37 protein-coding genes and 1 tRNA gene are annotated in these 22191 nt (G+C 66.7%); 30 read left to right on the forward strand and 8 right to left on the reverse strand.

Annotated elements, in window-relative coordinates; all coding sequences use genetic code 11:
- From ASE83_RS00005 to ASE83_RS00095, 19 genes are all read left to right on the forward strand, one after another.
- On the forward strand, nucleotides 1-372 hold a 372-nt coding region (locus tag ASE83_RS00005), incomplete at its 5' end, for a hypothetical protein (RefSeq protein ID WP_235515964.1).
- Complete coding sequence (locus tag ASE83_RS00010) at nucleotides 369-590, forward strand: hypothetical protein (protein WP_055934272.1); 222 nt, start codon at nucleotides 369-371, stop codon at nucleotides 588-590. The genes ASE83_RS00005 and ASE83_RS00010, both read left to right, overlap by 4 nt.
- An 80-nt stretch (nucleotides 591-670) precedes the next feature.
- Nucleotides 671-928, forward strand: coding sequence for a hypothetical protein (locus ASE83_RS00015; RefSeq protein ID WP_055787610.1), 258 nt, complete (start codon nucleotides 671-673; stop codon nucleotides 926-928).
- 3 nt (nucleotides 929-931) lie between these two features.
- Nucleotides 932-1273 carry a hypothetical protein gene (locus ASE83_RS00020; RefSeq protein ID WP_055787607.1) on the forward strand — a complete coding sequence of 114 codons (342 nt, stop codon included), beginning with the start codon at nucleotides 932-934 and terminating at the stop codon, nucleotides 1271-1273.
- The gene (locus ASE83_RS00025) at nucleotides 1270-1485 is read left to right on the forward strand and encodes a hypothetical protein (protein ID WP_055787604.1); all 216 of its coding nucleotides are present in this window, start codon (nucleotides 1270-1272) and stop codon (nucleotides 1483-1485) included. Before ASE83_RS00020 ends, ASE83_RS00025 begins: the two co-directional genes overlap by 4 nt.
- Nucleotides 1478-1750, forward strand: coding sequence for a hypothetical protein (locus ASE83_RS00030; RefSeq protein WP_055787854.1), 273 nt, complete (start codon nucleotides 1478-1480; stop codon nucleotides 1748-1750). The genes ASE83_RS00025 and ASE83_RS00030 overlap by 8 nt, the downstream gene beginning before the upstream one ends.
- Complete coding sequence (locus ASE83_RS00035; RefSeq protein ID WP_055787601.1) at nucleotides 1747-2058, forward strand: hypothetical protein; 312 nt, start codon at nucleotides 1747-1749, stop codon at nucleotides 2056-2058. The genes ASE83_RS00030 and ASE83_RS00035 overlap by 4 nt, the downstream gene beginning before the upstream one ends.
- The gene (locus ASE83_RS00040) at nucleotides 2055-2252 is read left to right on the forward strand and encodes a hypothetical protein (protein ID WP_055787598.1); all 198 of its coding nucleotides are present in this window, start codon (nucleotides 2055-2057) and stop codon (nucleotides 2250-2252) included. The genes ASE83_RS00035 and ASE83_RS00040 overlap by 4 nt, the downstream gene beginning before the upstream one ends.
- On the forward strand, nucleotides 2249-2494 hold the full coding sequence (locus ASE83_RS00045) for a hypothetical protein (protein WP_055787596.1): 246 nt from the start codon (nucleotides 2249-2251) through the stop codon (nucleotides 2492-2494). The genes ASE83_RS00040 and ASE83_RS00045 overlap by 4 nt, the downstream gene beginning before the upstream one ends.
- Nucleotides 2491-3390, forward strand: a complete 900-nt coding sequence (locus ASE83_RS00050) for a YqaJ viral recombinase family protein (protein ID WP_055787593.1) — start codon at nucleotides 2491-2493, stop codon at nucleotides 3388-3390. Before ASE83_RS00045 ends, ASE83_RS00050 begins: the two co-directional genes overlap by 4 nt.
- Nucleotides 3387-4028 (forward strand): hypothetical protein, encoded by a 642-nt coding sequence (locus ASE83_RS00055; protein ID WP_055787590.1) that lies wholly within the window; start codon nucleotides 3387-3389, stop codon nucleotides 4026-4028. The genes ASE83_RS00050 and ASE83_RS00055 overlap by 4 nt, the downstream gene beginning before the upstream one ends.
- Nucleotides 4028-4243 (forward strand): hypothetical protein, encoded by a 216-nt coding sequence (locus ASE83_RS00060; RefSeq protein WP_055787588.1) that lies wholly within the window; start codon nucleotides 4028-4030, stop codon nucleotides 4241-4243. The genes ASE83_RS00055 and ASE83_RS00060 overlap by 1 nt, the downstream gene beginning before the upstream one ends.
- 21 nt (nucleotides 4244-4264) lie before the next feature.
- Entirely contained in the window at nucleotides 4265-4588 is a 324-nt protein-coding gene (locus ASE83_RS00065) for a hypothetical protein (RefSeq protein ID WP_055787584.1), read from the forward strand.
- Nucleotides 4585-4980 (forward strand): hypothetical protein, encoded by a 396-nt coding sequence (locus tag ASE83_RS00070; RefSeq protein ID WP_055787581.1) that lies wholly within the window; start codon nucleotides 4585-4587, stop codon nucleotides 4978-4980. Before ASE83_RS00065 ends, ASE83_RS00070 begins: the two co-directional genes overlap by 4 nt.
- On the forward strand, nucleotides 4977-5240 hold the full coding sequence (locus ASE83_RS00075) for a hypothetical protein (RefSeq protein WP_055787578.1): 264 nt from the start codon (nucleotides 4977-4979) through the stop codon (nucleotides 5238-5240). Before ASE83_RS00070 ends, ASE83_RS00075 begins: the two co-directional genes overlap by 4 nt.
- Nucleotides 5237-5701 carry a hypothetical protein gene (locus tag ASE83_RS00080; RefSeq protein ID WP_055787575.1) on the forward strand — a complete coding sequence of 155 codons (465 nt, stop codon included), beginning with the start codon at nucleotides 5237-5239 and terminating at the stop codon, nucleotides 5699-5701. The genes ASE83_RS00075 and ASE83_RS00080 overlap by 4 nt, the downstream gene beginning before the upstream one ends.
- A complete protein-coding gene (locus ASE83_RS00085; RefSeq protein WP_055899607.1) occupies nucleotides 5694-5999 on the forward strand; it encodes a hypothetical protein in 306 nt (101 codons plus the stop codon). The genes ASE83_RS00080 and ASE83_RS00085 overlap by 8 nt, the downstream gene beginning before the upstream one ends.
- Complete coding sequence (locus ASE83_RS00090; RefSeq protein ID WP_055787569.1) at nucleotides 5996-6520, forward strand: hypothetical protein; 525 nt, start codon at nucleotides 5996-5998, stop codon at nucleotides 6518-6520. The genes ASE83_RS00085 and ASE83_RS00090 overlap by 4 nt, the downstream gene beginning before the upstream one ends.
- Nucleotides 6521-6686: 166 nt before the next feature.
- Nucleotides 6687-7769 carry a tyrosine-type recombinase/integrase gene (locus ASE83_RS00095; RefSeq protein ID WP_156352559.1) on the forward strand — a complete coding sequence of 361 codons (1083 nt, stop codon included), beginning with the start codon at nucleotides 6687-6689 and terminating at the stop codon, nucleotides 7767-7769.
- A 71-nt stretch (nucleotides 7770-7840) separates the two neighbouring features.
- Here ASE83_RS00095 and ASE83_RS00100 read toward each other — a convergent pair.
- The 5 genes from ASE83_RS00100 to ASE83_RS00120 all read right to left on the reverse strand — a co-directional run bounded on the left by ASE83_RS00100 (nucleotide 7841) and on the right by ASE83_RS00120 (nucleotide 10436).
- A tRNA-Arg gene (locus tag ASE83_RS00100) sits at nucleotides 7841-7917 on the reverse strand.
- A gap of 52 nt (nucleotides 7918-7969) precedes the next feature.
- Nucleotides 7970-8632: an endonuclease III gene (gene nth / locus ASE83_RS00105; protein WP_055787562.1), complete on the reverse strand. Its 663-nt coding sequence runs from the start codon at nucleotides 8630-8632 to the stop codon at nucleotides 7970-7972.
- The gene (gene dapB / locus ASE83_RS00110) at nucleotides 8629-9357 is read right to left on the reverse strand and encodes a 4-hydroxy-tetrahydrodipicolinate reductase (RefSeq protein ID WP_055787559.1); all 729 of its coding nucleotides are present in this window, start codon (nucleotides 9355-9357) and stop codon (nucleotides 8629-8631) included. Before dapB ends, nth begins: the two co-directional genes overlap by 4 nt.
- Before the next feature lie 149 nt (nucleotides 9358-9506).
- Nucleotides 9507-9866, reverse strand: coding sequence for a hypothetical protein (locus tag ASE83_RS00115; protein ID WP_235513189.1), 360 nt, complete (start codon nucleotides 9864-9866; stop codon nucleotides 9507-9509).
- A 48-nt stretch (nucleotides 9867-9914) separates the two neighbouring features.
- Entirely contained in the window at nucleotides 9915-10436 is a 522-nt protein-coding gene (locus ASE83_RS00120) for a DUF2306 domain-containing protein (protein WP_055787557.1), read from the reverse strand.
- 207 nt (nucleotides 10437-10643) lie between these two features.
- On the opposite strand from ASE83_RS00120, the gene ASE83_RS00125 reads away from it, so the two are divergent.
- The 7 genes from ASE83_RS00125 to ASE83_RS00155 are packed head-to-tail and all read left to right on the forward strand — an operon-like array spanning nucleotide 10644 to nucleotide 15451.
- The gene (locus tag ASE83_RS00125) at nucleotides 10644-11456 is read left to right on the forward strand and encodes a LytTR family DNA-binding domain-containing protein (protein ID WP_055787553.1); all 813 of its coding nucleotides are present in this window, start codon (nucleotides 10644-10646) and stop codon (nucleotides 11454-11456) included.
- Nucleotides 11457-11469: 13 nt separating this feature from the next.
- Complete coding sequence (locus ASE83_RS00130) at nucleotides 11470-11847, forward strand: CrcB family protein (protein ID WP_200921858.1); 378 nt, start codon at nucleotides 11470-11472, stop codon at nucleotides 11845-11847.
- On the forward strand, nucleotides 11844-12938 hold the full coding sequence (locus ASE83_RS00135; RefSeq protein WP_055787550.1) for an RluA family pseudouridine synthase: 1095 nt from the start codon (nucleotides 11844-11846) through the stop codon (nucleotides 12936-12938). Before ASE83_RS00130 ends, ASE83_RS00135 begins: the two co-directional genes overlap by 4 nt.
- The gene (locus ASE83_RS18725; protein ID WP_082443233.1) at nucleotides 12938-13909 is read left to right on the forward strand and encodes an FMN-binding negative transcriptional regulator; all 972 of its coding nucleotides are present in this window, start codon (nucleotides 12938-12940) and stop codon (nucleotides 13907-13909) included. Before ASE83_RS00135 ends, ASE83_RS18725 begins: the two co-directional genes overlap by 1 nt.
- The gene (locus tag ASE83_RS00145; RefSeq protein WP_055787548.1) at nucleotides 13906-14565 is read left to right on the forward strand and encodes an HAD-IA family hydrolase; all 660 of its coding nucleotides are present in this window, start codon (nucleotides 13906-13908) and stop codon (nucleotides 14563-14565) included. Before ASE83_RS18725 ends, ASE83_RS00145 begins: the two co-directional genes overlap by 4 nt.
- Nucleotides 14562-14771, forward strand: coding sequence for a hypothetical protein (locus tag ASE83_RS00150; RefSeq protein ID WP_055787546.1), 210 nt, complete (start codon nucleotides 14562-14564; stop codon nucleotides 14769-14771). Before ASE83_RS00145 ends, ASE83_RS00150 begins: the two co-directional genes overlap by 4 nt.
- On the forward strand, nucleotides 14768-15451 hold the full coding sequence (locus tag ASE83_RS00155) for an ATP12 family chaperone protein (RefSeq protein WP_055787848.1): 684 nt from the start codon (nucleotides 14768-14770) through the stop codon (nucleotides 15449-15451). The genes ASE83_RS00150 and ASE83_RS00155 overlap by 4 nt, the downstream gene beginning before the upstream one ends.
- On the opposite strand, the gene ASE83_RS00160 is transcribed toward ASE83_RS00155, so the two are convergent.
- The 3 genes from ASE83_RS00160 to ASE83_RS00170 all read right to left on the reverse strand — a co-directional run bounded on the left by ASE83_RS00160 (nucleotide 15438) and on the right by ASE83_RS00170 (nucleotide 18105).
- Nucleotides 15438-16442, reverse strand: a complete 1005-nt coding sequence (locus tag ASE83_RS00160; protein WP_082443232.1) for a LacI family DNA-binding transcriptional regulator — start codon at nucleotides 16440-16442, stop codon at nucleotides 15438-15440. The genes ASE83_RS00155 and ASE83_RS00160 overlap by 14 nt on opposite strands.
- Nucleotides 16439-17611 carry a mannonate dehydratase gene (uxuA, locus tag ASE83_RS00165; RefSeq protein WP_082443248.1) on the reverse strand — a complete coding sequence of 391 codons (1173 nt, stop codon included), beginning with the start codon at nucleotides 17609-17611 and terminating at the stop codon, nucleotides 16439-16441. The genes ASE83_RS00160 and uxuA overlap by 4 nt, the downstream gene beginning before the upstream one ends.
- A 68-nt stretch (nucleotides 17612-17679) precedes the next feature.
- Nucleotides 17680-18105 carry an organic hydroperoxide resistance protein gene (locus tag ASE83_RS00170; RefSeq protein WP_055787541.1) on the reverse strand — a complete coding sequence of 142 codons (426 nt, stop codon included), beginning with the start codon at nucleotides 18103-18105 and terminating at the stop codon, nucleotides 17680-17682.
- Between the two features lie 101 nt (nucleotides 18106-18206).
- Here ASE83_RS00170 and ASE83_RS00175 point away from each other — a divergent pair, with 101 nt between their 5' ends.
- From ASE83_RS00175 to ASE83_RS00190, 4 genes are all read left to right on the forward strand, one after another.
- Complete coding sequence (locus ASE83_RS00175) at nucleotides 18207-18647, forward strand: MarR family winged helix-turn-helix transcriptional regulator (RefSeq protein WP_055787538.1); 441 nt, start codon at nucleotides 18207-18209, stop codon at nucleotides 18645-18647.
- Nucleotides 18648-18688: 41 nt separating this feature from the next.
- A complete protein-coding gene (locus tag ASE83_RS00180; protein WP_055787535.1) occupies nucleotides 18689-19936 on the forward strand; it encodes a putative DNA modification/repair radical SAM protein in 1248 nt (415 codons plus the stop codon).
- A 183-nt stretch (nucleotides 19937-20119) separates the two neighbouring features.
- Entirely contained in the window at nucleotides 20120-20596 is a 477-nt protein-coding gene (locus ASE83_RS00185) for a hemerythrin domain-containing protein (protein WP_055787532.1), read from the forward strand.
- Entirely contained in the window at nucleotides 20596-21975 is a 1380-nt protein-coding gene (locus tag ASE83_RS00190) for a UdgX family uracil-DNA binding protein (protein ID WP_055787529.1), read from the forward strand. Before ASE83_RS00185 ends, ASE83_RS00190 begins: the two co-directional genes overlap by 1 nt.
- Nucleotides 21976-22191 lie beyond the last annotated feature (216 nt).

Below are 22191 nucleotides of genomic sequence, written 5' to 3' on the forward strand. Positions count from 1 at the left end.
GGCCTCCTTCAGGATGCCGATGATCTGCTCTTCCGAAAACTGCTTCCGCTTCATCTGTCCGTCCCTTTCCGGGGTCGGACTCTAGCTCCAACTGGAGGAAAAAACGGGGGTCACGTCACGCTGGACATGTCGGACTGGCATACGTGCGACACGACGCACTGCCGTGCTGGCTGGGTCGTCGCGCTGGCTGGCGAAGAAGGCAAGGCGCTGGAAGATCGCATCGGCACGCCCGCCGCAGCATCGCTGATCTACCTTGCCAGCGACCCACAGATCGGCCGCTTTCCCGACTTCTACTGCGGTAATGATGCAGCGCTGGAAGATATGCGCGCCGCCGCTGATGCCGAAGCCGCTCGCTCGGGAGCCGTCGCATGACCCCGGCGGATGGCGGGGCGGCGTTTCCGAGCGTGTGCCTTGATGATCCCGGCCACCCAGCCAGTATGCCCGGCATGTCGCTGAGGGACTGGTTCGCGGGGCAGGCGCTGACTGGGATCGTTTGCGACCCCAAGATTGCAACGGAGACCAATGCGCGGTTCATCCCGGAACTGGCTTACGCATTAGCCGACGCCATGCTGCGGGAGCGCGCGAAGTGAACGGGCGCACGACAGCCGCGCAACAGCGCAAGTGCGATGCGTTCAATGCCCGGATGCTACCTGCTGGATCGGGTCCAGCCATGAGCATCCACATCCGCATCAAAGCCGCCAACGACCGGCTGACCTACGAGGCTGCCGCACTGATCGTCGCAGCCGAGCGTGGCCCGCGTCCGATCGTCCGGGTGCCGGTCAGCCATAGCTACAGCGGCCTGTCGAACGAGGCGCGCTATTTGGAAGCGACCCGCATGTTCGACGGCATCACCGCCCGCGAGGAATGGGACCGCGCTGTCACAGCCGTCCTTGCCCGCCCCCTCACCGACCGCACGACGGAGGAATGAGATATGTCCGCTAAGCACCCGATCGTTCTGCTTTCCGATGCCGTCAAGGCTGACGAAGATTACGCATGGGCGGTGTTCTGCAACATCGCGATGCCGATTAAGGACTCCTACGCACCTGCTTTTGGTGCGGCATCGGTCATGGGTTGGATGACTGATGCCATGCAGCACAAGGTCGCAAACGAAGCCGCCGCACATTTGATGCAGCACTTGTTCCATTACGATATGACTGCGCATCCCCTGTACGAATACGGCAAAGGCGACGCGCAACTGTACGCCGAATTTCGCATTGCCATGGACGAGCAGGAAGACGCCGCCATCGCCAAAGCGACCGGAGCCGCAGCATGATATCCGAAAGCACGAACCGGGCGGGGATGACGTTCATCGACGGCGCGCCGCTGATGATCCCGACCCTGCGCCGCTACTGGCAGGATCCGCGCCCGTTCCAAGCCGAACGCGCCGTCCGCCAAGCCGAAATGAACGACCGCCTGGCCCAGCGTGACGCGCATTGCCGCGAGCGCATCTGGGCGATGATCGAACGGGAGAATGGGCATGGGTAAGTTCCGTAAAAAGCCGGTCGTTATCGACGCAATTCAGCTTCCGCCCGCAAGTTCGCCGGATGGTTACGGTGCAACGATCGGTGCGCTGTTCGACTTCATGGCTGGCTCCGAGTGGGAGGCGTCCAACGACGGTGTTCGCATTACCACGCTGGAAGGTGTGATGCTGGCTCAGCCCGGTGACTGGATCATCAAGGGCGTGGCGGGCGAGTTCTACCCCTGCAAGCCGGACATCTTCGCTGCGACCTATGACGAGTTGCCCGCATGACCGCGCCCGTACCGCAGGTGCTAAGCGAGGCGGCTGATAGCACGCTGTGGTGTCTGCATGTGCTGGGCATGGACGATGTGTATCCGGCACCGGATCGCGCCACCGCCCAGCTATGGGCGACGCAACACACGGTGTTCTGGCACTTCCAACGCCAGCAGCCCCGCCCACTCGACCCCGTTCTGTCGTGGGTTGTCGCGGAATGGCCGCACGATCCTGTGTCGCATGCCGCCGGACTACAACAGTCAATCGCTGACAATACGTTCCCCGTCGATCCGCTCGCCGCTCTCGCCAAGGAGCAGGGGAAGTGAGGTGGCAGCCGATATCCTACACCGCCGACCAGCATCGCCGCCTGACGGTGGAGCCGGCTGTCCTGCGTCGTCAGGCAGAGCGCCGCCATCAGTCCATGCCGCTGGTCATTGAGAAGATCGCCGGCGCCAATCTGGGCGACTGGATTAGCGGGATGATCGTCGTGGCGTTCTTCGCCGTGATGGTGATGGCATGACCGCCGTCATCACCGCCCACGCCATCGCTCGTTGGCAGGAGCGCATCCAGCCTCGCGCTACGATCGCTCAGGCCATTGCCGCAATCCACGCGCACGACAAGGCCATCGCCCGCGCGCTGGCATTCGGTGCGCCCTGTGTCCGCACGTCGCAAGCCCGGCTGATCCTGCGCGGCGGGGTCGTCGCCACGGTCTATCCGAAGGCTTGGATCTTGCCGCCGCTTTCGAAGGGAGGTGCGCTGTGATCCGCTACCACGACGCTTTCGAGCAGGGCAGTATCGAGTGGCTGAATGCTCGCTGCGGGCTGCTTTCTGCTTCGGAAATGAAGCATGTGCTGTCGGTGCAAGGCGGTGGATCAGTCGCCATGTACCGCGCGACCGGGGCCGTTCCCGAAAAGCTGACGGCCAAGAAGTCTCAGGCGCTGGACGCAATCGGCAATCGCTGCGGGTCAGTAGCCGAGCTGTGCTTTCTGGCCGACGTGAGCGATGGCGTCATTCGCGGCCTCATCAAAGACGGCGCAATTGAGAAGTATCTGGTCGAGCAGCCGATGCGCTTCTCAACGCCGAATGATGACCGCGCCGTCGCGCACCTCTACGAACTGCTGGCGCAGCGGATTAGCAGGTATGTCGAGCCGCATTACATCGGCGATGACATGTTGCGCGGGCACGAGGACGAAATTCGCGCTCGCATTGCTTATGAGAAGATGACCGGCCGCACGGTGCGGGAGGTCGGCCTCATCACGAATGATGAGTGGGGCTTCACCCTCGCCTATAGTCCCGATGGCGTGGTGGGGGATGACGGGCTGATCGAAGCCAAGTCCCGCCGGCAGAAGTATCAGGTGCAGACGCTGGTCGAATGCGTGCCGAGCGGCAGCATACCGGCTGAATATCTCGCCCAGTGCCAGACTGGATTGCTGGTGTCGAAGCGGCCGTGGCTCGACTTCCTCTCATATGCCGGTGGCTATCACATGCCGGCGATCACGGTCCACCCCGATCCGGTCGTGCAGAACGCGATCGTCGAAGCGTCCGGCGCTTTCGAAGAACGGCTCGCCGCCCGCCTCGCCCAATACCTCGACGTAATCAATTCCGACGCCCGCCTGGTCCCGACCGAGCGCGTGATCGAACAGGAGATGTTCGTATGAATGACATGAGCTTCGTCATCGCCCCGAAGTCCGACCAGATCAACGCAGACGATCTGATCGCTGGCCCGATGACCATCACCATTACCGACGTGCAAATCCGCGGCGGGCAGGAGCAGCCGGTATCGATCGGCTTCGAAGGCAGCGACAAGGCGTTCCGTCCGTGCAAGTCGATGAGCCGCGTGCTGGTTGCGGCTTGGGGTGCCGATGCCAAGGTCTATGTGGGCCGCTCGCTGACCCTATACCGCGATGCATCGGTCAAGTGGGGCGGCATGGCTGTCGGCGGCATTCGCATCAGCCACATGACGCATATCCCGGAGAAACTGGTCCTCGCCCTCACCGCGACCAAGGGGCAGCGCAAGCCATATGTGATCGAACCGCTGCGGCTTGATGTTGCGCGACAGGACGACGGTATCGACGCCGCTCGCAACGCCATTGCCAGCGCACCCGATCTGGACACGCTCAAAGCCGTCTGGAGCAGCAAGGCAATGGCGCCTTTCCGGACCGCGTTGCAACCCGAACTGGACGCCCGCAAGGCCGCGTTGACCCCCAACGACGGCACCCTCGCCCCCGACAACTCTGCCGCCACCGAAGGCCGCTCGGAAGACGACATGGGCGAAGATACGCGGGGTGGCGAGTGATGGATCGCTACCCCATCGCCACGGCGCCCAAGGATGGTCTGGCGATCATCGTGTCGCACCCCGACGTCGGCGCCTTCGTCATGTGCTGGAACCCGACTGCGACCAATCACCTGTTCGCGCCCGGGCAGACCGGAATGTGGGAAGCACCTGATCGCTCAATGACATGGAAAGAGGGCGAGGATGGCCCGACCGAGTGGTCCCACCTCCCCGCCTAACCCCCGCAAGATACGGAGAAGATGATGACGAAGGAAATGGACTTCACGCCGGGGCGCTTTGCTATCGTGCAGGGGTATAGCGGCCTTTTCAGCGACGCCCGCTTACGCCCTGCCGTGTTCCGCATCGACAGCGAAACGCCCAAGACGATCCGGCAACTTCGCAGCAGCCGCAACGAGACCAAGCAGAAGCTCGACGTAATGGCGACTTTCGCCGACGAACAGGAAGCACGGCAATTCGTGCAGACCGTCGACGGTATTCGCGGCGAGATGAAGCGGCGTGAGAGCGCAGCCCGCGCTTGGGCGTTCAAGGCCCTCGATCACAAGCTCGCCCAGGTGTCGGCATGATGTTCGGCCTCATGCGGGTCCGCACCCATGATGCGGAGATGGCGAAGGTCCGGGCCGAGCGCGACCAGGCGAACACCGACAAGCGGACGATCGGGGCCGCGCTGCATGAAATGCTCCGGGAGCGGAATGCCCTCCAAGCCCGTCTCGATGCCCTCACCCCTGCGCGGGGTCAGGGTGATGAACAGCTGTGCCTGCGCGACCGGAAGCTGATCGAAGCGATCGGCGAAGGTGCGCGCACGTTTCAGATTGCCGCACGCATGAGCTGGGATACGCCAATGACCCGTCGTGCTCTGTACCGGCTTGAGAAGGTCGGCCTGATCCAGCGCGATGCCAAGCACTCTGCCGTCAATGACGTGCGCTGGCTCCCCACACCCCCGGAGACGACGGCATGACCGATCGGAGCAAGCTGCTGGCGCTGGCTGGCGAGGTGGCCAACGGCGAAGGATTGGACAATGGGCTTGACGTTCGGGTCGAAGTCGCCCTGTTCAATCCTACCCCTTCGTGGGCATCGATTCGCGCCAATGATGCCGGGACCAAGGTCATCTACACCGATTTCGATGGTCGCGACACGACATGCTGGGCACCCGAGTGGACCGGTATGCGTGGTCAGGCTGCGATCGATCTTCGCGCCCAAGCGGAGGCGCTGTCGTGACGCGGGAGGAAACCGCACCGGGACAGGTGCTATGCTTCGGCAGCGACGAGGACAGCGGCTGCGATGTCGGGACCAGCATTGGCCTCGGCGATGGCAAGGCGTTGTGGATTGGCGAACTGCTGACTGCTGACGGTGCGAACATGGGCTTTGTGTTCCATGGTCCTGATCGCCAGCGCATTGTCGCACCGTTTGCTGACGGCACGGACTGGCAAGAGATCGCGGAGCTTTTTCGGCGTCATGTTGCGCCGGCTATCGCCACGATCGCCGACGCAGAAGCCGCAGCCATGCGCGAGCGGGTCGAGAAGGAGGCGGACATTCTCGCCGCCGGGATGGAGGCAGAGGCAGGCAAAGAGACCGATCCCGTCATGTCATCGCTTCACGCCTGTTCGGCTAGCACCATGCGTCGGTTCAGCGCCTTTGTCCGCGCCTTGCCGGCGACGGGGGAGGTGGGGCGTGGGTAAACCGTCACTGCACGAGATCGCCGCCATGCCCTACCCGGCTTCGGTGATGGCGATGCGGGAGCATTACAATGCCGCATGGGGCCTGCCGCTGCCAGATGAAAAGTACGACGAGCCGCGTCTGTTCAAGGTCCGGATCGACTACTCGTTCACGACGCAGGGTCAGCGCTCCTACACGGTCGAGGCTCTATCGGAAGAGGAGGCCGAAGAGATGGCGGTCAACCAGTTCGATAGCGACCTTCAAGTCGAAACCGACGCCGAAATCGATCTTGTCCACGCTAAGCTAGCGAGCAACGCATGACCACCACCACCGACATGCAAGGCCAAGCGGCGGCGAATGTGATGGAGGCGCGGGAGAGGGAACGCCCGTCGCAGCACGGGGCTATTCTTGGCGAGACGCTGATCGCGCTGGAACAGGCCGGCCGGAATGCTGGCGAACCCCTGCCCGATCCCTGCCTGACGTGCGCCTTCCGCCCCGGCATGAGCAACCAGCAGGCCGCGACCGGTATTGAGGCGCTGAACTGTTCTATCGGTGGCGATCCGGCCCCATTCGGTTGCCACCACGGTATGCAGGAAGGTCAGCCTACCCGACTATGCGCGGGCTATCTCGCTGCCAAGCGGGCGCCATTCGGGCAGATGAAGGCGCTACTAGGCGACTTGGCCGTCCGACTTGAGGCTGTCGGCGGCGACGATCCTGTGCGTGCGGCATTTGATGCGTGGCGGCACGAGGTCGATCCGGGACAGACTATGGACGATTACCAACTGGCGCGCCTCTACGCCCGCCGGGACTACGCGCCTATCGTGCAGCGGGAGGTGGGGTGATGCGACTGATGACCGCGCAAGAGGCGGTGGTGACCTTCGGGCTGCCGTCGACCCGCACCCTCCGAACCATGCGACAGCGCGGCTTGCCCGCGATCCGCTTGGGTAAAGCCTACCTATTCGACGCCGCCGATCTGGAGCGTCATATCGAAGATGCAAAGGTCCAAACGTGCCCCGTCGAAACACCGGACCGCGCATCAAGTGGCTCGACAAGCGCAAGGCGTTCTACATCGTCTGGTACGAAGGCGGACGCGAATATAGCAAGTCGACTGGCACGACAGACGGCCGACAAGCTCAAAGCGCTCTCGAAGACTTCCTCCGCGAGCGGCGGCGGGCAGAGCGGCCGAACCGACCGTTAGAACAAGATGCGGTTATGGTCGCGGACGTGCTCGACTTTTATGGCGAGGAACACGCACCTCACGTCGCTGACCCGGCCCGCATTGGCTATGCGATCAGCGCGCTCTTAACCTTCTGGGGCGATAAGAAGGTCAGCGAAGTCACGAAGAAGGCGTGTCGAGAATATGCCAAAGCGCGCGGCAAGGCACCAGCTACGATCCGGCGCGAGCTGACCACGCTGCGGGCGGCTCTCAATTTCATGGTCGGTGAGAAGCGGCTTGAGAGCGCCCCGTATGTCGAACTGCCCGATCGGCCAGAAGGCAAGGACCGGTGGCTGACCCGGCAGGAGGCGGCGGCGCTTTTAGAGGCGGCACGTACTGCCCGCGGCGACGTGCGCCTGTACCTGCCGATCTTCCTCGTCATCGCGCTCTATACAGGTGGCCGGAAGGATGCAGTGCTGTCGCTGAAATGGGATCAGGTCGACCTTGACCGCGGTCGCATCAACTTCCGCCCGAGCGACAAGACCCAGACGAACAAGCTGCGCGCGCATATCCCGATCCCGCGCCGGCTGCGGACGTTCCTGCTAATGGCTAAGCGCCGAGAGTGTAAGGACGGGTGGGTGATCCACGACAAGGGCCAACGCATCAAGGACATTGGCGACGCGACCAATGGTAGCTTCGGGTCTGCGTGCAAGCGTGCGGGGCTGTCGGACGTGACGCCGCACACGCTGCGCCATACCTGCGGGACGTGGCTGGCACAGGCGGGGGTCGACCTGCACAAGATCGGCGGTTGGCTCGGCCATAGCGATTCGCGCACGACAGCCCTCTATGCGCACCACCATCCGGACTATCAGGAAGACGCTCGGGATGCGCTGGATCGGAACAGGAACGCAAACCGAACGAAACGAGCCGTTTGATGCGTTGCTCGGACATAACCCGGACAGTCAATGATTTTGGAGGCTCACATGCCCGCTAAGTCATTGAAAAGTGGTGCACCCGGCCCGATTCGAACGGGCGGCCTCTGCCTTCGGAGGGCAGCGCTCTATCCAGCTGAGCTACGGGTGCTTGGCCGTGGAGGCACGCGCCTAGCAAAGGTCGTGCGGCATTGCCAGCCGTTTCAGTCGGTCGCGACCGCCTTTTGCTTGGGCACTGGTGTTTTGGGGCGAAAGGCGCAGAGGTCGGTGACCGGACAGCGCCAGCATTCGGGGCGGCGCGCCTTGCAGATGTAGCGGCCGTGGAGGATCAGCCAGTGGTGCGCGTGCAGGCGGAACGGCTGAGGCACGACGCGTTCCAGCACCGATTCGACCGCGTTCGGCGTCTTGCCGCGCGCCAGGCCGGTGCGGTTGCCGACGCGAAAGATATGGGTGTCGACCGCGAAGGTTTCCGCGCCGAACGCGACGTTCATCACCACGTTCGCGGTCTTGCGCCCGACGCCCGGCAGTTTTTCCAGCGCGGCGCGGTCGTTCGGCACCTGCCCGCCATGGTCGGCGATCAGTGCTTCGGACAGGGCGATGACGTTCTTCGCCTTGGTATTGAACAGGCCGATGGTGCGGATATGCTGCTTCAGACCGTCGAGGCCGAGCGCCACCATCTTTTCGGGCGTATCGACGGTGGCGAACAGCGCGCGGGTCGCCTTGTTCACGCCGACATCGGTCGCCTGTGCCGACAGCACGACCGCAACGAGCAACGTATAGTCGTTGACCGATTCGAGTTCGGTTTCCGGGTGCGGATTATCCTCCGCCAGCCGCCGGAAAAATTCGAAGACGTCCGCCTTCTTCAAACGCCGAGCACCGCATCCATCGTGTAGCGCCCGGCCGGTGCGCTTGCCAGCCACAGCGCGGCCCGCACCGCACCGCGCGCGAACAGCGCGCGGTCGTCGGCGCGGTGGCCCAGTTCGATCCGCTCGCCCTCGCCCGCGAACACGACCTGGTGATCGCCGACGATGGTGCCGCCGCGCAGCGAGGCGAAGCCTATGGTGCCGCCGGCGCGTGCGCCGACCAGCCCGGCGCGACCGATCACGCCGCTGTCGGCAAGCGTCGTGCCCATCCCCTCCGCCGCCGCATCGCCCAGCATGAGGGCGGTGCCCGACGGCGCGTCGACCTTCAGCCGGTGATGGCTCTCGACGATTTCGATGTCCCAGTCGGGACCCAGCCGCCGCGCCGCGTCGCGCACCAGCCGCGACAGGAGCGCGATGCCGAGCGAGGTGTTGCCGGTCTGGAGCACGGCGACCTCGGCGGCGGCTTCGTCGATCATCGCGTGATGGCGATCGTTCAGGCCGGTGGTGCCGATGACGATCGGCGTGCCCGCCCCGCGTGCGGCGGCAAGGTTGGCGGCAAGCGCGTTGGGCGACGAGAAATCGACCAGGACATCGGCACGCGCCGCGAGATCGACCGGATCACCGCCCTGATCGACACCCCCGGCCAGCGTTTCGCCGACGCGTTCGATCTCCTGCCCGATCGCGCGTCCCATCCGGCCCTGCCATCCGAAGATACCGATGCTGGTCACTGGTTTTACGTCCGCCTGCTGCGCACGGCCGCCCGACGCGACCCCGGCTCGCGCGGTCCATGGCCCCGGCGGCGGGGATGTGCAAGCGATTGTGGAGCGGTCGGGTCGTCTGCCGAAACTCGCAGAAGCGCGAGTTTCAGGGCGAAGCGTCAGCGCTGGACCGACGCGACCGGTGCCTCGGCATATTTGGGATCGTTCGGATCGAACTCCGGCTGCGGATCGAAGGTACGCGAGGTCAGCGCGACATTGCCGAGGCCGAGCAGCTTGAAGGTGCCGACCTTGAAGATCTTCGGCGGGCTGCCCGCGCGTTCGACGGTCACCGCATCGACATGCAGATCGCCATGCTTCGTCCACAGCATATGCGGCGCAAGGATCATGTCCATGTTGTTGTAGCGCACCGACAGGCAGATCCGCTGCATCAGTGCGAAACGGATGATGTCGCTGAGCGAGGCGCGCAGCTCTTCCGTTGCGGTATCGGTCGCGGACTCGGGTACGGCGTCGTTGTGCATCGCAGCATTAAGTAACGATTGCGACCGCCGTCAGCAAGGGGGACGGAATCATCCAAAAGCCCAAATCGCCATGACCCGCCCCGGTGCGAAGGCGAACAGGCCGGGGATCACCATCGCGCCGAGGAACATGGCGACCAGCCGGCGGCGATGGCGGGGAATGTCGCCGGAGCGAGCGGCGGCGATGGCGGCCCATGCGGACAGCAGCGTCACCGGCACGAAGATGTGAATCCATGAGAAGCCGCCGTGATTGAGCTGGCGGATGAACAAAGCACTGATCGCGGTCGACGCCATCAGCGCCATCCAGATTCGTCCGAGCAATCGATGCCGCGCCCCGCCCTTGCGGGTCAGGAGGATGTAGAGGCCGAGCGGGACGGCGGGTAGGACGCTCATCAGATGGACGGCGACCGCCACCTCATGCGCCGCCGGCGCGACCGGCGCCATGCCGGTCGCCGCACGAACCAGCGCGAATACGCTCAGCAGGCCGAGCAGGCCGCCGCTCATCACCATCGCGCCGCGCAGCAGGGGCGAGACGTCGGTCGGGCGGGTGGCGGTCGAGGCGGTAGCGGACATGATGACGGTTCCTGTGATCGGTGTACGTCCGGCTGTGCCGCCGCGCCGTTGGCGGGCAAGGCGATCTGCGTAAAACGACCGCCCCCGTCGCGGATCGTCCGCCCTGCCCGTTCGCGATGCGTGAAATGGCGGGGCTCGACAAACCAAGGGTGCCAATCGCGGACGACCGCGCTATCGCGGTGCGACACCCTTCAGCCCGAGCCGACCATGCCCGATGCCCGCCAATTGCTGATCGACCTCACGATCATGACGATCGTCGGCGTGCTGCTGGCGGTGCTGGGACCGTTCGGCAGCTTCGCCATGCCGTTCGCGCTGCGCCTCGGCTATTGGCTGGGCATCGCGCTGGCGGGCTATGCCTGCTACCTGCCCGCCGCCGTGGTCGCGACACGGCTGGCGGGGCGGCTGGCCTTGCCGAAGGCGGGGATGTGGGTCGCGGCGTGCATCGTCGCCACGGTCCCGATGACGGTCCTTGTATGGGCGGTCGACGGATTGTGGCATCCGCTGCGCCTGCCCTCCGCGCAAGGATGGCTGAGCCGCTATGCCCATGTCCTTGTCCTGGGGTCGGCGATCACGTCGCTCTTCTGGTTCGGGTGCGCGCGCCGACAGCGGGCGGCCGTGCCGGAGGTACCGGCCGATCCGGTCGCCCCGGCGCCGGTCGTTTCCACGCCCCCCGCGCCGTTCCTCGACCGGCTGCCGCCGCATCTGGGCCGCGACCTGATCGCGCTGGAGATGGAGGATCATTATGTCCGGGCGCACACGCCCGCCGGATCGACGCTGATCCTGATGCGGATGCGCGACGCGGTCGCCGAACTCACCGGGATCGAAGGCGTGCAGGTCCATCGCAGCTGGTGGGTCGCGCGCGACCATGTCGCGGGCACGGCGCGCGACGGGCGCAACGTCCGCCTACGGCTGACGGGCGGGATCGAGGCGCCGGTCGCGCGGGGACAGACGGAGGCGTTGCAGGCGGCCGGCTGGCTGGGACGCAGCACGACGGTTTCATCGCGCGTCGCAATCGGCTAGGCGACAGCCGATCATGGGAAATCTCTTTATCGTCATGGCCGGCGGCGCGATCGGCGCCGGCTTGCGACATCTCTTCGGGCGCTGGACGCTCACGACCTTCGGCCCGGGCTATCCGTGGGGGACGCTGGGCGTCAACCTGATCGGCGGGCTGGCGATGGGGCTGCTGGTCGGGCTGCTCGCGCGCAGCGGCGGCAACGAACAAGTGCGGCTGGCGCTGGGCGTCGGCGTACTGGGCGGGTTCACGACCTTTTCGGCCTTTTCGCTCGACATGATGACCATGATCGAACGGGGTGAAGCGGCCGGGGCGATCGGCTATGCGCTGATCTCGGTCATCGGCGCAGGCGTGGCGCTGTTCGCCGGGCTGCAACTGACGCGGGGGGCAGCGGCATGAGCGACAACGACGTCCAGCAGTTCACGGTCGGGGCCGACGATGACGGCATCCGGCTCGACCGCTGGTTCAAGCGGCATTTGCCCGACACCAGCTTCAACATCGTCTCGCGCTGGGCGCGGACCGGACAGTTGCGGATCGATGGCGGGCGTGCCCAGCCCGGCGCGCGCCTGTCGGCGGGCCAGGTGCTGCGCGTACCGCCGCCCGAATCGGCGATCGTGGCGCAACCCAAGCCCAAGGCCGAGCGGCCGCCGCTGTCGGCCGAGCAGACCGAGTTCGCGCAGAGCCTGGTCATCCACCGTGACAGGCAGGCGATCGTCCTGAACAAGCCGCCGGGCCTGGCGACGCAGGGTGGGACCAAGACTCACGACCATGTCGACGGGCTGCTCGACGCGTTGCAGTTCGATGGCGAGAGCCGACCGAAGCTGGTCCACCGGCTGGACAAGGACACGTCGGGCGCGCTGCTGATCGCGCGCACCGCGCGGGCGGCGGCGTTCTTCGCCAAGTCGTTTTCGGGACGGACCGCGAAGAAGGTCTATTGGGCACTGGTCGTCGGCATTCCCGACATTTCCGACGGCATCGTCGACCTGCCCATCGCCAAGCAGCCGGGCACCGGTGGCGAGAAGATGCATGTCGACGAAGCGGAGGGACAGCCCGCCCGCTCGCGCTACCGCGTGATCGAACGCGTCGGCAACCGCGCGGCGTGGGTCGAATTGCAGCCCTTTACGGGGCGCACCCACCAGCTGCGCGTGCACATGTCGGCGATCGGCCACCCGATCGTCGGCGACGGCAAATATGGCGGGCAGGCGGCGTTCCTGACCGGCGGGGTCAGTCGCAAGATGCACCTGCACGCCCGCCGCATCCGCATCGACCACCCCGATGGCGGGCAGGTCGACGTGACCGCCGAGCTGCCGCCGCATTTCGCCGAGAGCATCGACCTACTGGGATTCGACCTGACGCTGGGCAATGCGATGATCGACGATGCTCCGCCGCCGGTGACCAGGGCGGACCTGAAGGCCAAGGCCAAGGCCCATGCCAAGAATTACCGCAAGGAGCGCCGCGGCGAACGGCGCTCGCGGGGCAGCCGCGACTGATGCATCCCAATGCCGCCTTTCGCATGGACGAGGATGCCGCGCGGGCGTTCGTCGCCGACGAAGGGTTCGGCATGGTGTTCGTGTCTACGCCGACCGGCCCGGCCGTGGCGCAGGTGCCGGTGGTGCTGACCGCCGGGGGCACGCTGCGCTTCCATGTCGCGCGCGGCAACCGGGTCACGCCGCATCTGGACGGGGCGACCGCGCTGTTCGTGGTGCAGGGGCCGCACGCCTATATCGCGCCCGGCTGGTATGTGGCGGGACCGGACGAGGTGCCGACCTGGAACTATGTCGCGGTCGAGGTCGAGGGGACGGTCCGCGCGCTGGACCGCGCGGGGCTTCGCGACCAGATCGATACGCTGACCGCGACGTTCGAGCCGGAGCCGCGATGGTCGGTGGAGCGGATGGCCCCCCGCAAGGCGGAAGCGATGATGCACGCCATCGTCGCATTCGAACTGGTCCCGACCGCGTGGCGCGGCACCGCCAAGCTCAGCCAGAACAAGCCCGCCGAGGTGCGCGCGCGCGTGGCGGAACGGCTCCGCGATCATCCGCTCGGGGCGTGGATGCGGGCGGCTGCACTTGGCGGGGCGCTGTTCCTGCGGGCGTGCGGGTCGCCGGACGATACAGACTGGCTGCTGGGGGCAGCGCGCTCGCCCGACGGGACGCGGATCGCGCGGCTATGGTGCCCCGATCTGTGTGACGTGCCGGGCAGCATCGCGATCACGCTGTCGCCCGTCACCCGCGCCATCGCGCTTGAGCGCGGCACCAACGGATTTCCGCCGCAGGGCGACCTGCCCGAAGAAGATGTCGCCCTGCGGTTCGATGCCGGCGGTAGCGAAGGCGCACCGGTAGCGGCGCGATGGACCGGCCCCGACGAACTCACCGTCACCGCCGCCTGCCCCGCCGCGCGGACCGCGGTGACGGGCGGAATCGCGATCCGGCTGCGCGTGACCGATTGCAAGGCGCCGGCATGACCCGGCTCGCCGTTTTCGATTGCGACGGGACGCTGGCCGATGGGCAGGCGAATATCTGTCTCGCCATGGCGCTGGCCTTTGGCGATGCCGGCCTCGCCGAACCCGATCCGCGCGATGTGCGGCGGATCGTCGGGTTGAGCCTGCCGCAGGCGGTCGCGATGCTGGTACCGGACAGCGACGCCGCGCTGCACGACGCGGTGGCAGAGGGGTATAAGCGCCATTTCCGCGCGATGCGGACCGATGGGCGACTGGCCGAAGAACCGTTGTTCCCCGGCATTGCCGACGCGCTGGCCGCGCTGCTCGACGATGGGTGGACGCTGGGCGTGGCGACCGGCAAATCGGACCGGGGGCTGGCGCTGCTGCTCGACCATCATGGCCTGACGCGACATTTTACGACGCTACAGACCGCCGACCGCCACCCGTCCAAGCCGCATCCGGCCATGCTTTATGCCGCGATGGCGCAGGCCGGCGCGCTGCCCGACCGGACGGTGATGATCGGCGATACCGGGTTCGACATGGCGATGGCGGTGGCGGCGGGCACGCAGGCGGTCGGCGTCAGCTGGGGCTATCACGACCGCGACACACTGATCGTCGCCGGTGCGCATCGGATGTGCGACGATGCCGCCACGCTTCCCGCCTTGCTGGACATGCCATGACCCCTGACCCCATTGCCCGCAACCGCTGGCTCGCGCTGGTCGCGATCCGCATCGTAACCGCGATGGGCGCGGTGTTCGGCCTGATCGTGCTGGCCCGCGCGCCCGATACCGCGATGCGGGTGCTGGGCGCGGCGATCGTGCTGTCGGCCCTCTATGCGATGGCCGTCGTGCCGCATGGGCTGACCGCGAAGTGGCGCAGCAAGTGAAGCGTTTCTGGCAGGACGTCGCGGTCACGGCCGAAGGCGGCATCGCGCTGGACGGGCGACCGGTGCGCACGCCGGGGCGGCTGGCGCTGGTGGCGCCCTTCCCCGCGCTGGCCGAGGGGATCGCCGCCGAATGGCGCGCGGTCGGCGAGGATGTCGATCCGCGCGCGATGCCGCTGACCGGCCTCGCCAATGCCGCGATCGAACGGATCGCGCCCGACGCCCCCACCTTTGCCGGCGGCATCGCCGTCTATGGCGGCAGCGACCTGCTATGCTACCGCGCCGAACCGGGACCGCTGGCGGAGCGGCAGGCGGCGGCGTGGGACCCGGTGCTGGAATGGGCGCGCGATCGCCATGGCGTCGACTTCGTGGTCACCGGCGGGGTGATGCCGGTCGAACAGCCGCCGCGGACCTTGGCCCGGCTGCGCGAGGCGGTGGTCGCGCTGTCGCCATGGGAACTGGCACCACTGTCGCCGATCGTCTCGCTGACCGGATCGCTGCTGCTGGGGCTGGCGATCGTCGAGCGGGCGATCGACGCGGACAGCGCATGGGCGGCGGCGCATGTCGACGAGGACTGGCAGGCCGAGCAATGGGGCGAAGATTCCCTGGCGGCCGAAACGCGCGCCGCCCATGCAGCGGACTATCGCGCTGCCGTCCGCTTCCTCGACCTCATCCGCGCCTGACCGGCCCGCACGATCCACCGATCGACAGCGACAGGGTGGCGGACAGGGGCGTGTCGTCGGCTACCCCTTCGATCCGGTCGATCAGTCGCGTCGCGATCGCGCCCGCCATCGCCGCGATCGGACGATGCACCGTGGTCAGCGCAGGCGTCAGCATCCGCGCAAGGATGCTGCCGTCGAACCCGACGACCGACAGCGCGCCCGGTACGTCGATCGACAGCGACGCCGCGACCTTCAGCACCGCCGCCGCCATCACGTCGTTGGCTGCGAAGATCGCGGTCGGGCGGTTTTCGACCCGCAACAGCCGGATCGCCGCCGCCACGCCGCTGTCGAAGCCATAGTCGCCCTCCGCCTCGTGCGTCAGGGTCAGGTCATGCCCGGCGAGCGCGGCGACGAACCCGGCGCGTCGTTCACGCGCGGAAGGGGCATCGACCGGGCCGGACAGCAAGGCGATGCGCCGATGGCCGAGCGCGACCAGATGGTCGGCAACCGACCGGGCCGCCCCGCGCTCGTCCGACACCAGCACCGCGCCATAGCCGGACAACGCGACCGAGGAGAGCGCGACCGCCGGCACGTCCACGCGCGCCAACGCCTCCGACACGCCCGCGATGCCCGATACCGGGGGCACGACGACCACGCCGTCGACCCGCGAGCGGCTGGCGAAATCGAGCACGTCGGCCACTGGGTCGCCGCTCCCCGGCGCGACCGGATGCACCACCAGTTCATAGCCGCGCGCCGCCGCCGCGCCGACGATGCCGCGCTGCAGGGGGTCGAGCACCAGCGCGTTGCGGTCGTTATGCACCAGCCCCAGCAGGAACGACCGCCCGGTCGCCAGTCCCCGCGCCCGCGCGCTGGGGCGGAATTGCAGCGCGGCGACCACCGTCTCCACCTGTTCCCGGGTCGCGGCGTTGACCAGCGGCGACCGGTTGAGGACGCGCGACACGGTGCGGATCGACACTCCCGCCCGCGCCGCGACATCGGCGATGGTCGTCAAGCACCCCCCTGCGCGGCAAAGGCGATGCCCTGTTCCAGCCCGCGCAATTCGGCCAGTCCGCGCATCCGCCCGAGCAGCGAATAGCCCGGATTGGTTCGCCGGGTGAGGTCGTCGAGCATCTGATGCCCATGGTCGGGCCGCATCGGGATGCTGCGCCCCTCGCCCCGCGAAACGGCGTGGAGTGCCGCGACCACCGCCGGCATGTCGGCATCTCCCGCCAGATGGGGGGCTTCGTGGAACGCCGCCGTCCCGCCCTCCCGGTCGACCGAGCGGAGATGGACGAAGCCGATCCGGCTGCCGAACCGGCGCACCATCGCCGGCAGGTCGTTGTCGGCGCGGGCGCCGAACGATCCGGTACAGAAGCATAGCCCGTTCGACGGGTGCGACACCGCGTCGAACAGCGCGGCGACGTCTTCCTCGGTGCTGACGACACGCGGCAGACCGAAGATCGGAAAGGGCGGGTCGTCGGGATGCACCACCAGACGGATACCCAGCGCATCGGCATGGGGGCAGACCGCCGCCAGGAATGCGACCAGATTGGCGCGCAGGACCGTGGCATCGATCACGGCATAGCTGTCGATCGCCGCGCGGAACGCTGCGGACGTAAACCCCGCTTCCGCACCCGGCAGTCCCGCGAGGATCGTTGCTTCCAGCGCGCGTCGCGCCGCCGCGTCCATCGCCGCGAACCGGCGGGCCGCACCCTCCACGACGCTCGGCGCATAGTCGCCCTCCGCGCCGGGCCGTTGCAGCACATGGATGTCATAGGCAGCGACCGCTTCCCATTCGAACCGCAGCGCCAGCGCGCCGTCGGGCATCGGATAGGCGAGGTCGGTCCGTGTCCAGTCGAGCAGCGGCATGAAATTATAGGTGACGACCCGGATACCCTCGGCCGCAAGGTTCGTCAGGCTTTGCCGATAGGTTTCGAACAGGGCGTCACGGGTAGGCGCGCCGCGTTTGATGTCATCATGGACCGGCAGGCTTTCGACCACCTGCCAGCCAAGCCCCGCCGCGGCTATCACGGCCTTTCGGTCCGCGATCGCCGCACGCGTCCAGACCGCACCATTGGGAATGTCGTGCAGGGCGGTGACCACCTCGGTCGCCCCCGCCTGTCGAATGGCGGTCAGGGATACGGGATCGGACGGACCGAACCACCGCATCGTCTGTGTCATCAGCAACCGGCTTCTCCTTCCTCGCTTCGTGCAAGGCATAGGCGATGCCGGCCGCCGATGTCGAACGGTCAGGCGAGCGTCAGGCCGACATCGACATTGCCGCGCGTCGCATTCGAATAGGGGCAGATGCCGTGCGCGGTATCGACCAGCGCCTGCGCCTGCTGCGGATCGACGCCGGGCACCGATACCTGCAGGTCAGCGGTGATGCCGAACCCGCCCAGCGCGCGCGGACCGATGCCGACGGTCGCAGTCACGGCGGCGTCGTTCGGCACCTTGATGCCCAGTTGCTGCCCGGCGACCTTCATCGCGCCGATGAAGCAGGCGGCATAGCCCGCCGCGAACAACTGTTCGGGGTTGCTGCCGTCGCCGCCGGCACCGCCCAGTTCACGCGGGGTCGACAGCTTCACGTCGAACCGGCCGTCCTCGCTGCGCGCATGGCCTTCGCGACCCCCGGTGGCGGTAGCGGTGGTGCTGTATTTGACGTCGACCGACATGGCGGATGCTCCATTTATTTATCGCGATAAATATCTAGGATGACACACGCCGCTTGTCCAGAATTATTTATCGCGACAATCATTCATGCTATGGGCAGTGCATGGACACCCCCCTGCCCCTCGACGAACAGCTCTGCTTTTCGCTTTACGCCGCGACCATCGCGATCAACCGGACGTACAAGCCGATGCTCGACCGTATGGGGATCACCTATCCGCAGTTTCTGGTCCTGCTGACCCTGAACGAATCGACGGAAGGGCTGACGATCGGTGCGATCGCCGAACGACTGGCGCTGGAGCCGAGCACGATCACGCCGCTGGCCAAGCGGATGGAGGCGGCCGGGCTGGTAACACGGGTGCGCAATCCCGAGGACGAACGCCAGGTGCGCGTCCGGTTGACCGACGCGGGCCGCGCGCGCTGGGCGGAAACCGGTTGCCTCGCCCCGACGGTCGTCGCCCGCAGCGGTATGACGCCCGACCGGCTGATCGCGCTGAATGCGGAGGTTACCGCGCTGCGTCGTGCATTGGCCGAAGCGCTCGACTGAAACTCCTTGGCGGACAGGCTATTAGAACATATATCGAACGTATGGCGCAGCTCGACACCCGGCAGAAACTGGCGATCCTGGCCGATGCCGCGAAATATGATGCGTCCTGCGCGTCTTCGGGCACCGCCAAGCGCAATTCGCGCGATGGCAAGGGGATCGGATCTACCGAGGGAATGGGCATCTGCCACGCCTATGCCCCCGATGGTCGGTGTATCTCGCTGCTGAAGATCCTGCTGACCAACAGCTGCATCTTCGACTGCCATTATTGCATCAACCGCAAGTCGTCGAACGTCCGCCGCGCGCGCTTCACCGCGCAGGAGGTCGTGGCGCTGACGCTCAGCTTCTATCGGCGCAATTACATCGAGGGGCTGTTCCTGTCGTCGGGGATCATCGGGTCGTCCAACTACACGATGGAGCAGATCGTCGAGGTGGCGCGGTCCTTACGCGAGGATCACGACTTTCGCGGCTATATCCACCTCAAGACCATTCCCGACGCCGATCCCGCACTGGTCCATCTCGCCGGCGTCCATGCCGACCGCGTGTCGATCAATGTCGAGCTGCCGACGACCGGAGGCCTGAAGCGGCTGGCCCCCGAAAAATCGGCGACGCAGATCGAGGGGGCGATGGGCAACGTCGCCAACGACATCGCGGACGGTCGCGACGCGCGCAAACGGTACAAGTCCGCCCCGAAGTTCGCGCCGGCGGGCCAGTCGACGCAGATGATCGTCGGCGCCGATTCGGCGACCGACCGCGATATCGTCGGCAAGGCGTCGACGCTGTATGATCGCTATGGCCTGCGCCGCGTCTATTATTCGGCGTTCAGCCCGATCCCCGAAGCATCGGCAGTCCTGCCGCTGCAACGCCCGCCGCTGATGCGCGAGCACCGGTTGTACCAGTCCGACTGGCTGATGCGCTTCTACGACTATCGCGCCGACGAGGTGCGGGCGGCGGCCGACGACGCGACGGGGATGTTGCCGCTCGACATCGATCCCAAGCTCGCCTGGGCGCTGAAGTTTCGCGATCGCTTCCCGGTCGACGTCAATCGCGCGCCCCGTGAGATGCTGCTGCGCGTGCCCGGGCTGGGGGTGAAGGCGGTGAATGCGATCCTGACCGCGCGGCGCTGGCGGCGGCTGGCGCTGGCCGATGTCGCGCGGCTGACGGTGTCGATCGCCAAGCTGCGGCCGTTCCTGATCGCCGATGACTGGCGGCCGGTGGTGCTGGCGGATCGCGCCGAGTTGCGCCCGGTGGTGGCGCCGAAGAAGGCGGATCAGATGGAGCTGTTCGGCTGAGTCCCCGTCATCCCGGCGCAGGCCGGGATCCACGGATGCGGGACTTCGCGATTCTATCGATACCGGTCGTGTCCATGGATTCCGGCCTGCTCCGGAATGACGGGGCACTTTGAAAATTCCTCGCAAGAGAAACCTCCCCTCACCCCCACCGTTGGTCCGGCCGAACCAGCAAAGGAATTCCCCATGGCCGACGCCCGCATCTATGCCGACCTGAAGGCCGATCACGACCGGCACCGCGACCTGCTGAAGCGGATCGACACCGCCAAGGGCGACGAGCGCGCCGAGCTGTTCGAGACGTTCCGCGTCGAAGTGTCCGCCCATGCCGCCGCCGAGGAAGAGGCGCTCTACGCCACGATGCTCGCCAATCCCGACCTGCGCGACGAGGCGCGGCATTCGGTGTCCGAGCATAAGGAGATCAACGACTATCTGGGCGAGATCGCCAAGCTGGACGCCGGCAGCGACGCGTGGAACGAGCGCTTCGCCGAGATGCGCCACCGCTACGAACATCATATCGACGAGGAGGAGGAAGAGATGTTTCCCGCCGCCGCCGAGGAACTGAGCGATGCCGAGGAAGCGCGGATCGCCAAGGTGTTCGAGGATCGCAAGCCCAAGGAACTGGAGATCGCCGAGTCGTCCGAAGCGGGCGACGACCGCGACTGATGCGGGTCGCGGCACTGGCGGCGGCGGATGATTTCGACGGGTGGCGCGATGCCGCCCGGTCGCTCGCCGCGCAACGCGTGCCCCCGGCCGAGGTGGTGTGGCAGGTCGGCGACCTGCCCACCGACCTGTTCGGCGACGAGGCGATCGTCGCCAGCGACGCCCCCGCCCCCCGTGTGCCGCGCGCGTTCATCGACTTGGCGCGCACCGTGGCCATGCACGGCGATCCGGAACGGTTCGCGCTGCTCTACACGATGCTTGTCCGCCTGATCGAGCAGCCGCGCCTGATCGACGACAAGGCCGATCCGGCGATGCGGCGGCTGGAGGAAATGGCGAAGGCAGTACGGCGCGACATCCACAAGATGCGCGCCTTCCTGCGCTTTCGCGAGGTCGAGGAGGACGAGGCCACGCGGTTCGTCGCGTGGTTCGAGCCGGAACATCACATCGTCCGGCACAATGGCCGATTCTTCGTCGACCGGTTCGCGGCGATGCGCTGGTCGATCCTGACGCCCGAGGTTTCGCTCCACTGGGACGGCGAAACGCTCAGCGAAGGGCCGGGCGCGACCAAGGCCGATGCGCCCGATGGCGACCCGGTCGAGGAGGTATGGAAGACCTATTACGCATCGATCTTCAATCCCGCCCGGCTGAAGAAGGGCGCGATGTTGAAGGAAATGCCGCGCAAATATTGGAAGAACATGCCCGAAACCGCGCTGGTCCCGGCGCTGATTGCGGGGGCACAGGCACGCGAGGCGGCGATGATCGAGACGGCACGGGCGGCCCCCGGCGGCAATAGCGAGGGAGCGTGGGCGGCGCTGCGCGAGGAGGCGATGGGGTGCCGGCGTTGCGCGCTATGGCAGCCGGCGACGCAGACCGTGTTCGGCGAAGGGCCGGTCGATGCGGCGATGATGGTGGTCGGCGAACAGCCGGGCAATCAGGAGGATCTGGCCGGGCGGCCGTTCGTGGGGCCGGCGGGGCAGGTGTTCGACCGGGCGATGGCCGAGGCCGGGATCGACCGGTCGCGGGTCTACGTCACCAACGCGGTCAAGCATTTCAAGTTCGAGCCACGCGGCAAGCGGCGCATCCATGCCAAGCCCGGCGTGGGCGAGATCGACGCCTGCCGATGGTGGATCGAACAGGAACGCGGCATCCTGCGCCCGCGCATGACGGTGGCGCTGGGCGCGACGGCGGCGCGGTCGCTGACCGGCAAGACGGTGACCATTTCGCGCGAGCGCGGGCGGGTGCTGACGCTGGCCGATGGCGGGGCGGCGTGGATCACGGTCCATCCGAGCTATCTGCTGCGGCTGCCCGATAAAATGCAGGCGGAAGAAGAATTTACGCGGTTCGTCGAGGATCTGCAGGGCGCGCACGCAGCGATGGTGTGAGGCCAAAGTTCACAAAGTTCACACTTGCCACGTTTTTGTGGCGGTAATTCTCCTCACTTTTCGAACCGGACGTGATGCCAGCGGAGGCTGGCATCCCCCCGTTATGGCGCGGGGCAGGAGCCGCTGGAGGCCCCAGCCTTCGCTGGGGCGACGTTTGGGGCCGGACAGTAGAAAGATCGTTTTCACGCGAAGGCGCGGAGGCGCGGAGAAGAAGAT

Origin of the sequence: Sphingomonas sp. Leaf32 (assembly GCF_001421765.1) — a bacterium.
Classification (GTDB): domain Bacteria; phylum Pseudomonadota; class Alphaproteobacteria; order Sphingomonadales; family Sphingomonadaceae; genus Sphingomonas.

Bases quoted from the DNA above. Each gene is read 5' to 3' on its own strand.
- ASE83_RS00065 (WP_055787584.1), top strand. From the start codon at position 4,265: ATGATGACGAAGGAAATGGACTTCACGCCGGGGCGCTTTGCTATCGTG.
- ASE83_RS00015 (WP_055787610.1), top strand. From the start codon at position 671: ATGAGCATCCACATCCGCATCAAAGCCGCCAACGACCGGCTGACCTAC.
- ASE83_RS00190 (WP_055787529.1), top strand. From the start codon at position 20,596: ATGCGGGTCGCGGCACTGGCGGCGGCGGATGATTTCGACGGGTGGCGC.
- ASE83_RS00030 (WP_055787854.1), top strand. From the start codon at position 1,478: ATGGGTAAGTTCCGTAAAAAGCCGGTCGTTATCGACGCAATTCAGCTT.
- ASE83_RS00125 (WP_055787553.1), top strand. From the start codon at position 10,644: ATGCCCGATGCCCGCCAATTGCTGATCGACCTCACGATCATGACGATC.
- ASE83_RS00055 (WP_055787590.1), top strand. From the start codon at position 3,387: ATGAATGACATGAGCTTCGTCATCGCCCCGAAGTCCGACCAGATCAAC.
- ASE83_RS00145 (WP_055787548.1), top strand. From the start codon at position 13,906: ATGACCCGGCTCGCCGTTTTCGATTGCGACGGGACGCTGGCCGATGGG.
- ASE83_RS00025 (WP_055787604.1), top strand. From the start codon at position 1,270: ATGATATCCGAAAGCACGAACCGGGCGGGGATGACGTTCATCGACGGC.
- ASE83_RS00115 (WP_235513189.1), bottom strand. From the start codon at position 9,866: ATGCACAACGACGCCGTACCCGAGTCCGCGACCGATACCGCAACGGAA.
- ASE83_RS00075 (WP_055787578.1), top strand. From the start codon at position 4,977: ATGACCGATCGGAGCAAGCTGCTGGCGCTGGCTGGCGAGGTGGCCAAC.
- ASE83_RS00135 (WP_055787550.1), top strand. From the start codon at position 11,844: ATGAGCGACAACGACGTCCAGCAGTTCACGGTCGGGGCCGACGATGAC.
- ASE83_RS00090 (WP_055787569.1), top strand. From the start codon at position 5,996: ATGACCACCACCACCGACATGCAAGGCCAAGCGGCGGCGAATGTGATG.
- ASE83_RS00020 (WP_055787607.1), top strand. From the start codon at position 932: ATGTCCGCTAAGCACCCGATCGTTCTGCTTTCCGATGCCGTCAAGGCT.
- ASE83_RS00180 (WP_055787535.1), top strand. From the start codon at position 18,689: ATGGCGCAGCTCGACACCCGGCAGAAACTGGCGATCCTGGCCGATGCC.
- ASE83_RS18725 (WP_082443233.1), top strand. From the start codon at position 12,938: ATGCATCCCAATGCCGCCTTTCGCATGGACGAGGATGCCGCGCGGGCG.
- ASE83_RS00130 (WP_200921858.1), top strand. From the start codon at position 11,470: ATGGGAAATCTCTTTATCGTCATGGCCGGCGGCGCGATCGGCGCCGGC.
- uxuA (WP_082443248.1), bottom strand. From the start codon at position 17,611: ATGACACAGACGATGCGGTGGTTCGGTCCGTCCGATCCCGTATCCCTG.
- ASE83_RS00175 (WP_055787538.1), top strand. From the start codon at position 18,207: ATGGACACCCCCCTGCCCCTCGACGAACAGCTCTGCTTTTCGCTTTAC.
- ASE83_RS00010 (WP_055934272.1), top strand. From the start codon at position 369: ATGACCCCGGCGGATGGCGGGGCGGCGTTTCCGAGCGTGTGCCTTGAT.
- ASE83_RS00060 (WP_055787588.1), top strand. From the start codon at position 4,028: ATGGATCGCTACCCCATCGCCACGGCGCCCAAGGATGGTCTGGCGATC.
- ASE83_RS00120 (WP_055787557.1), bottom strand. From the start codon at position 10,436: ATGTCCGCTACCGCCTCGACCGCCACCCGCCCGACCGACGTCTCGCCC.
- ASE83_RS00045 (WP_055787596.1), top strand. From the start codon at position 2,249: ATGACCGCCGTCATCACCGCCCACGCCATCGCTCGTTGGCAGGAGCGC.
- ASE83_RS00170 (WP_055787541.1), bottom strand. From the start codon at position 18,105: ATGTCGGTCGACGTCAAATACAGCACCACCGCTACCGCCACCGGGGGT.
- ASE83_RS00150 (WP_055787546.1), top strand. From the start codon at position 14,562: ATGACCCCTGACCCCATTGCCCGCAACCGCTGGCTCGCGCTGGTCGCG.
- ASE83_RS00070 (WP_055787581.1), top strand. From the start codon at position 4,585: ATGATGTTCGGCCTCATGCGGGTCCGCACCCATGATGCGGAGATGGCG.
- ASE83_RS00035 (WP_055787601.1), top strand. From the start codon at position 1,747: ATGACCGCGCCCGTACCGCAGGTGCTAAGCGAGGCGGCTGATAGCACG.
- ASE83_RS00185 (WP_055787532.1), top strand. From the start codon at position 20,120: ATGGCCGACGCCCGCATCTATGCCGACCTGAAGGCCGATCACGACCGG.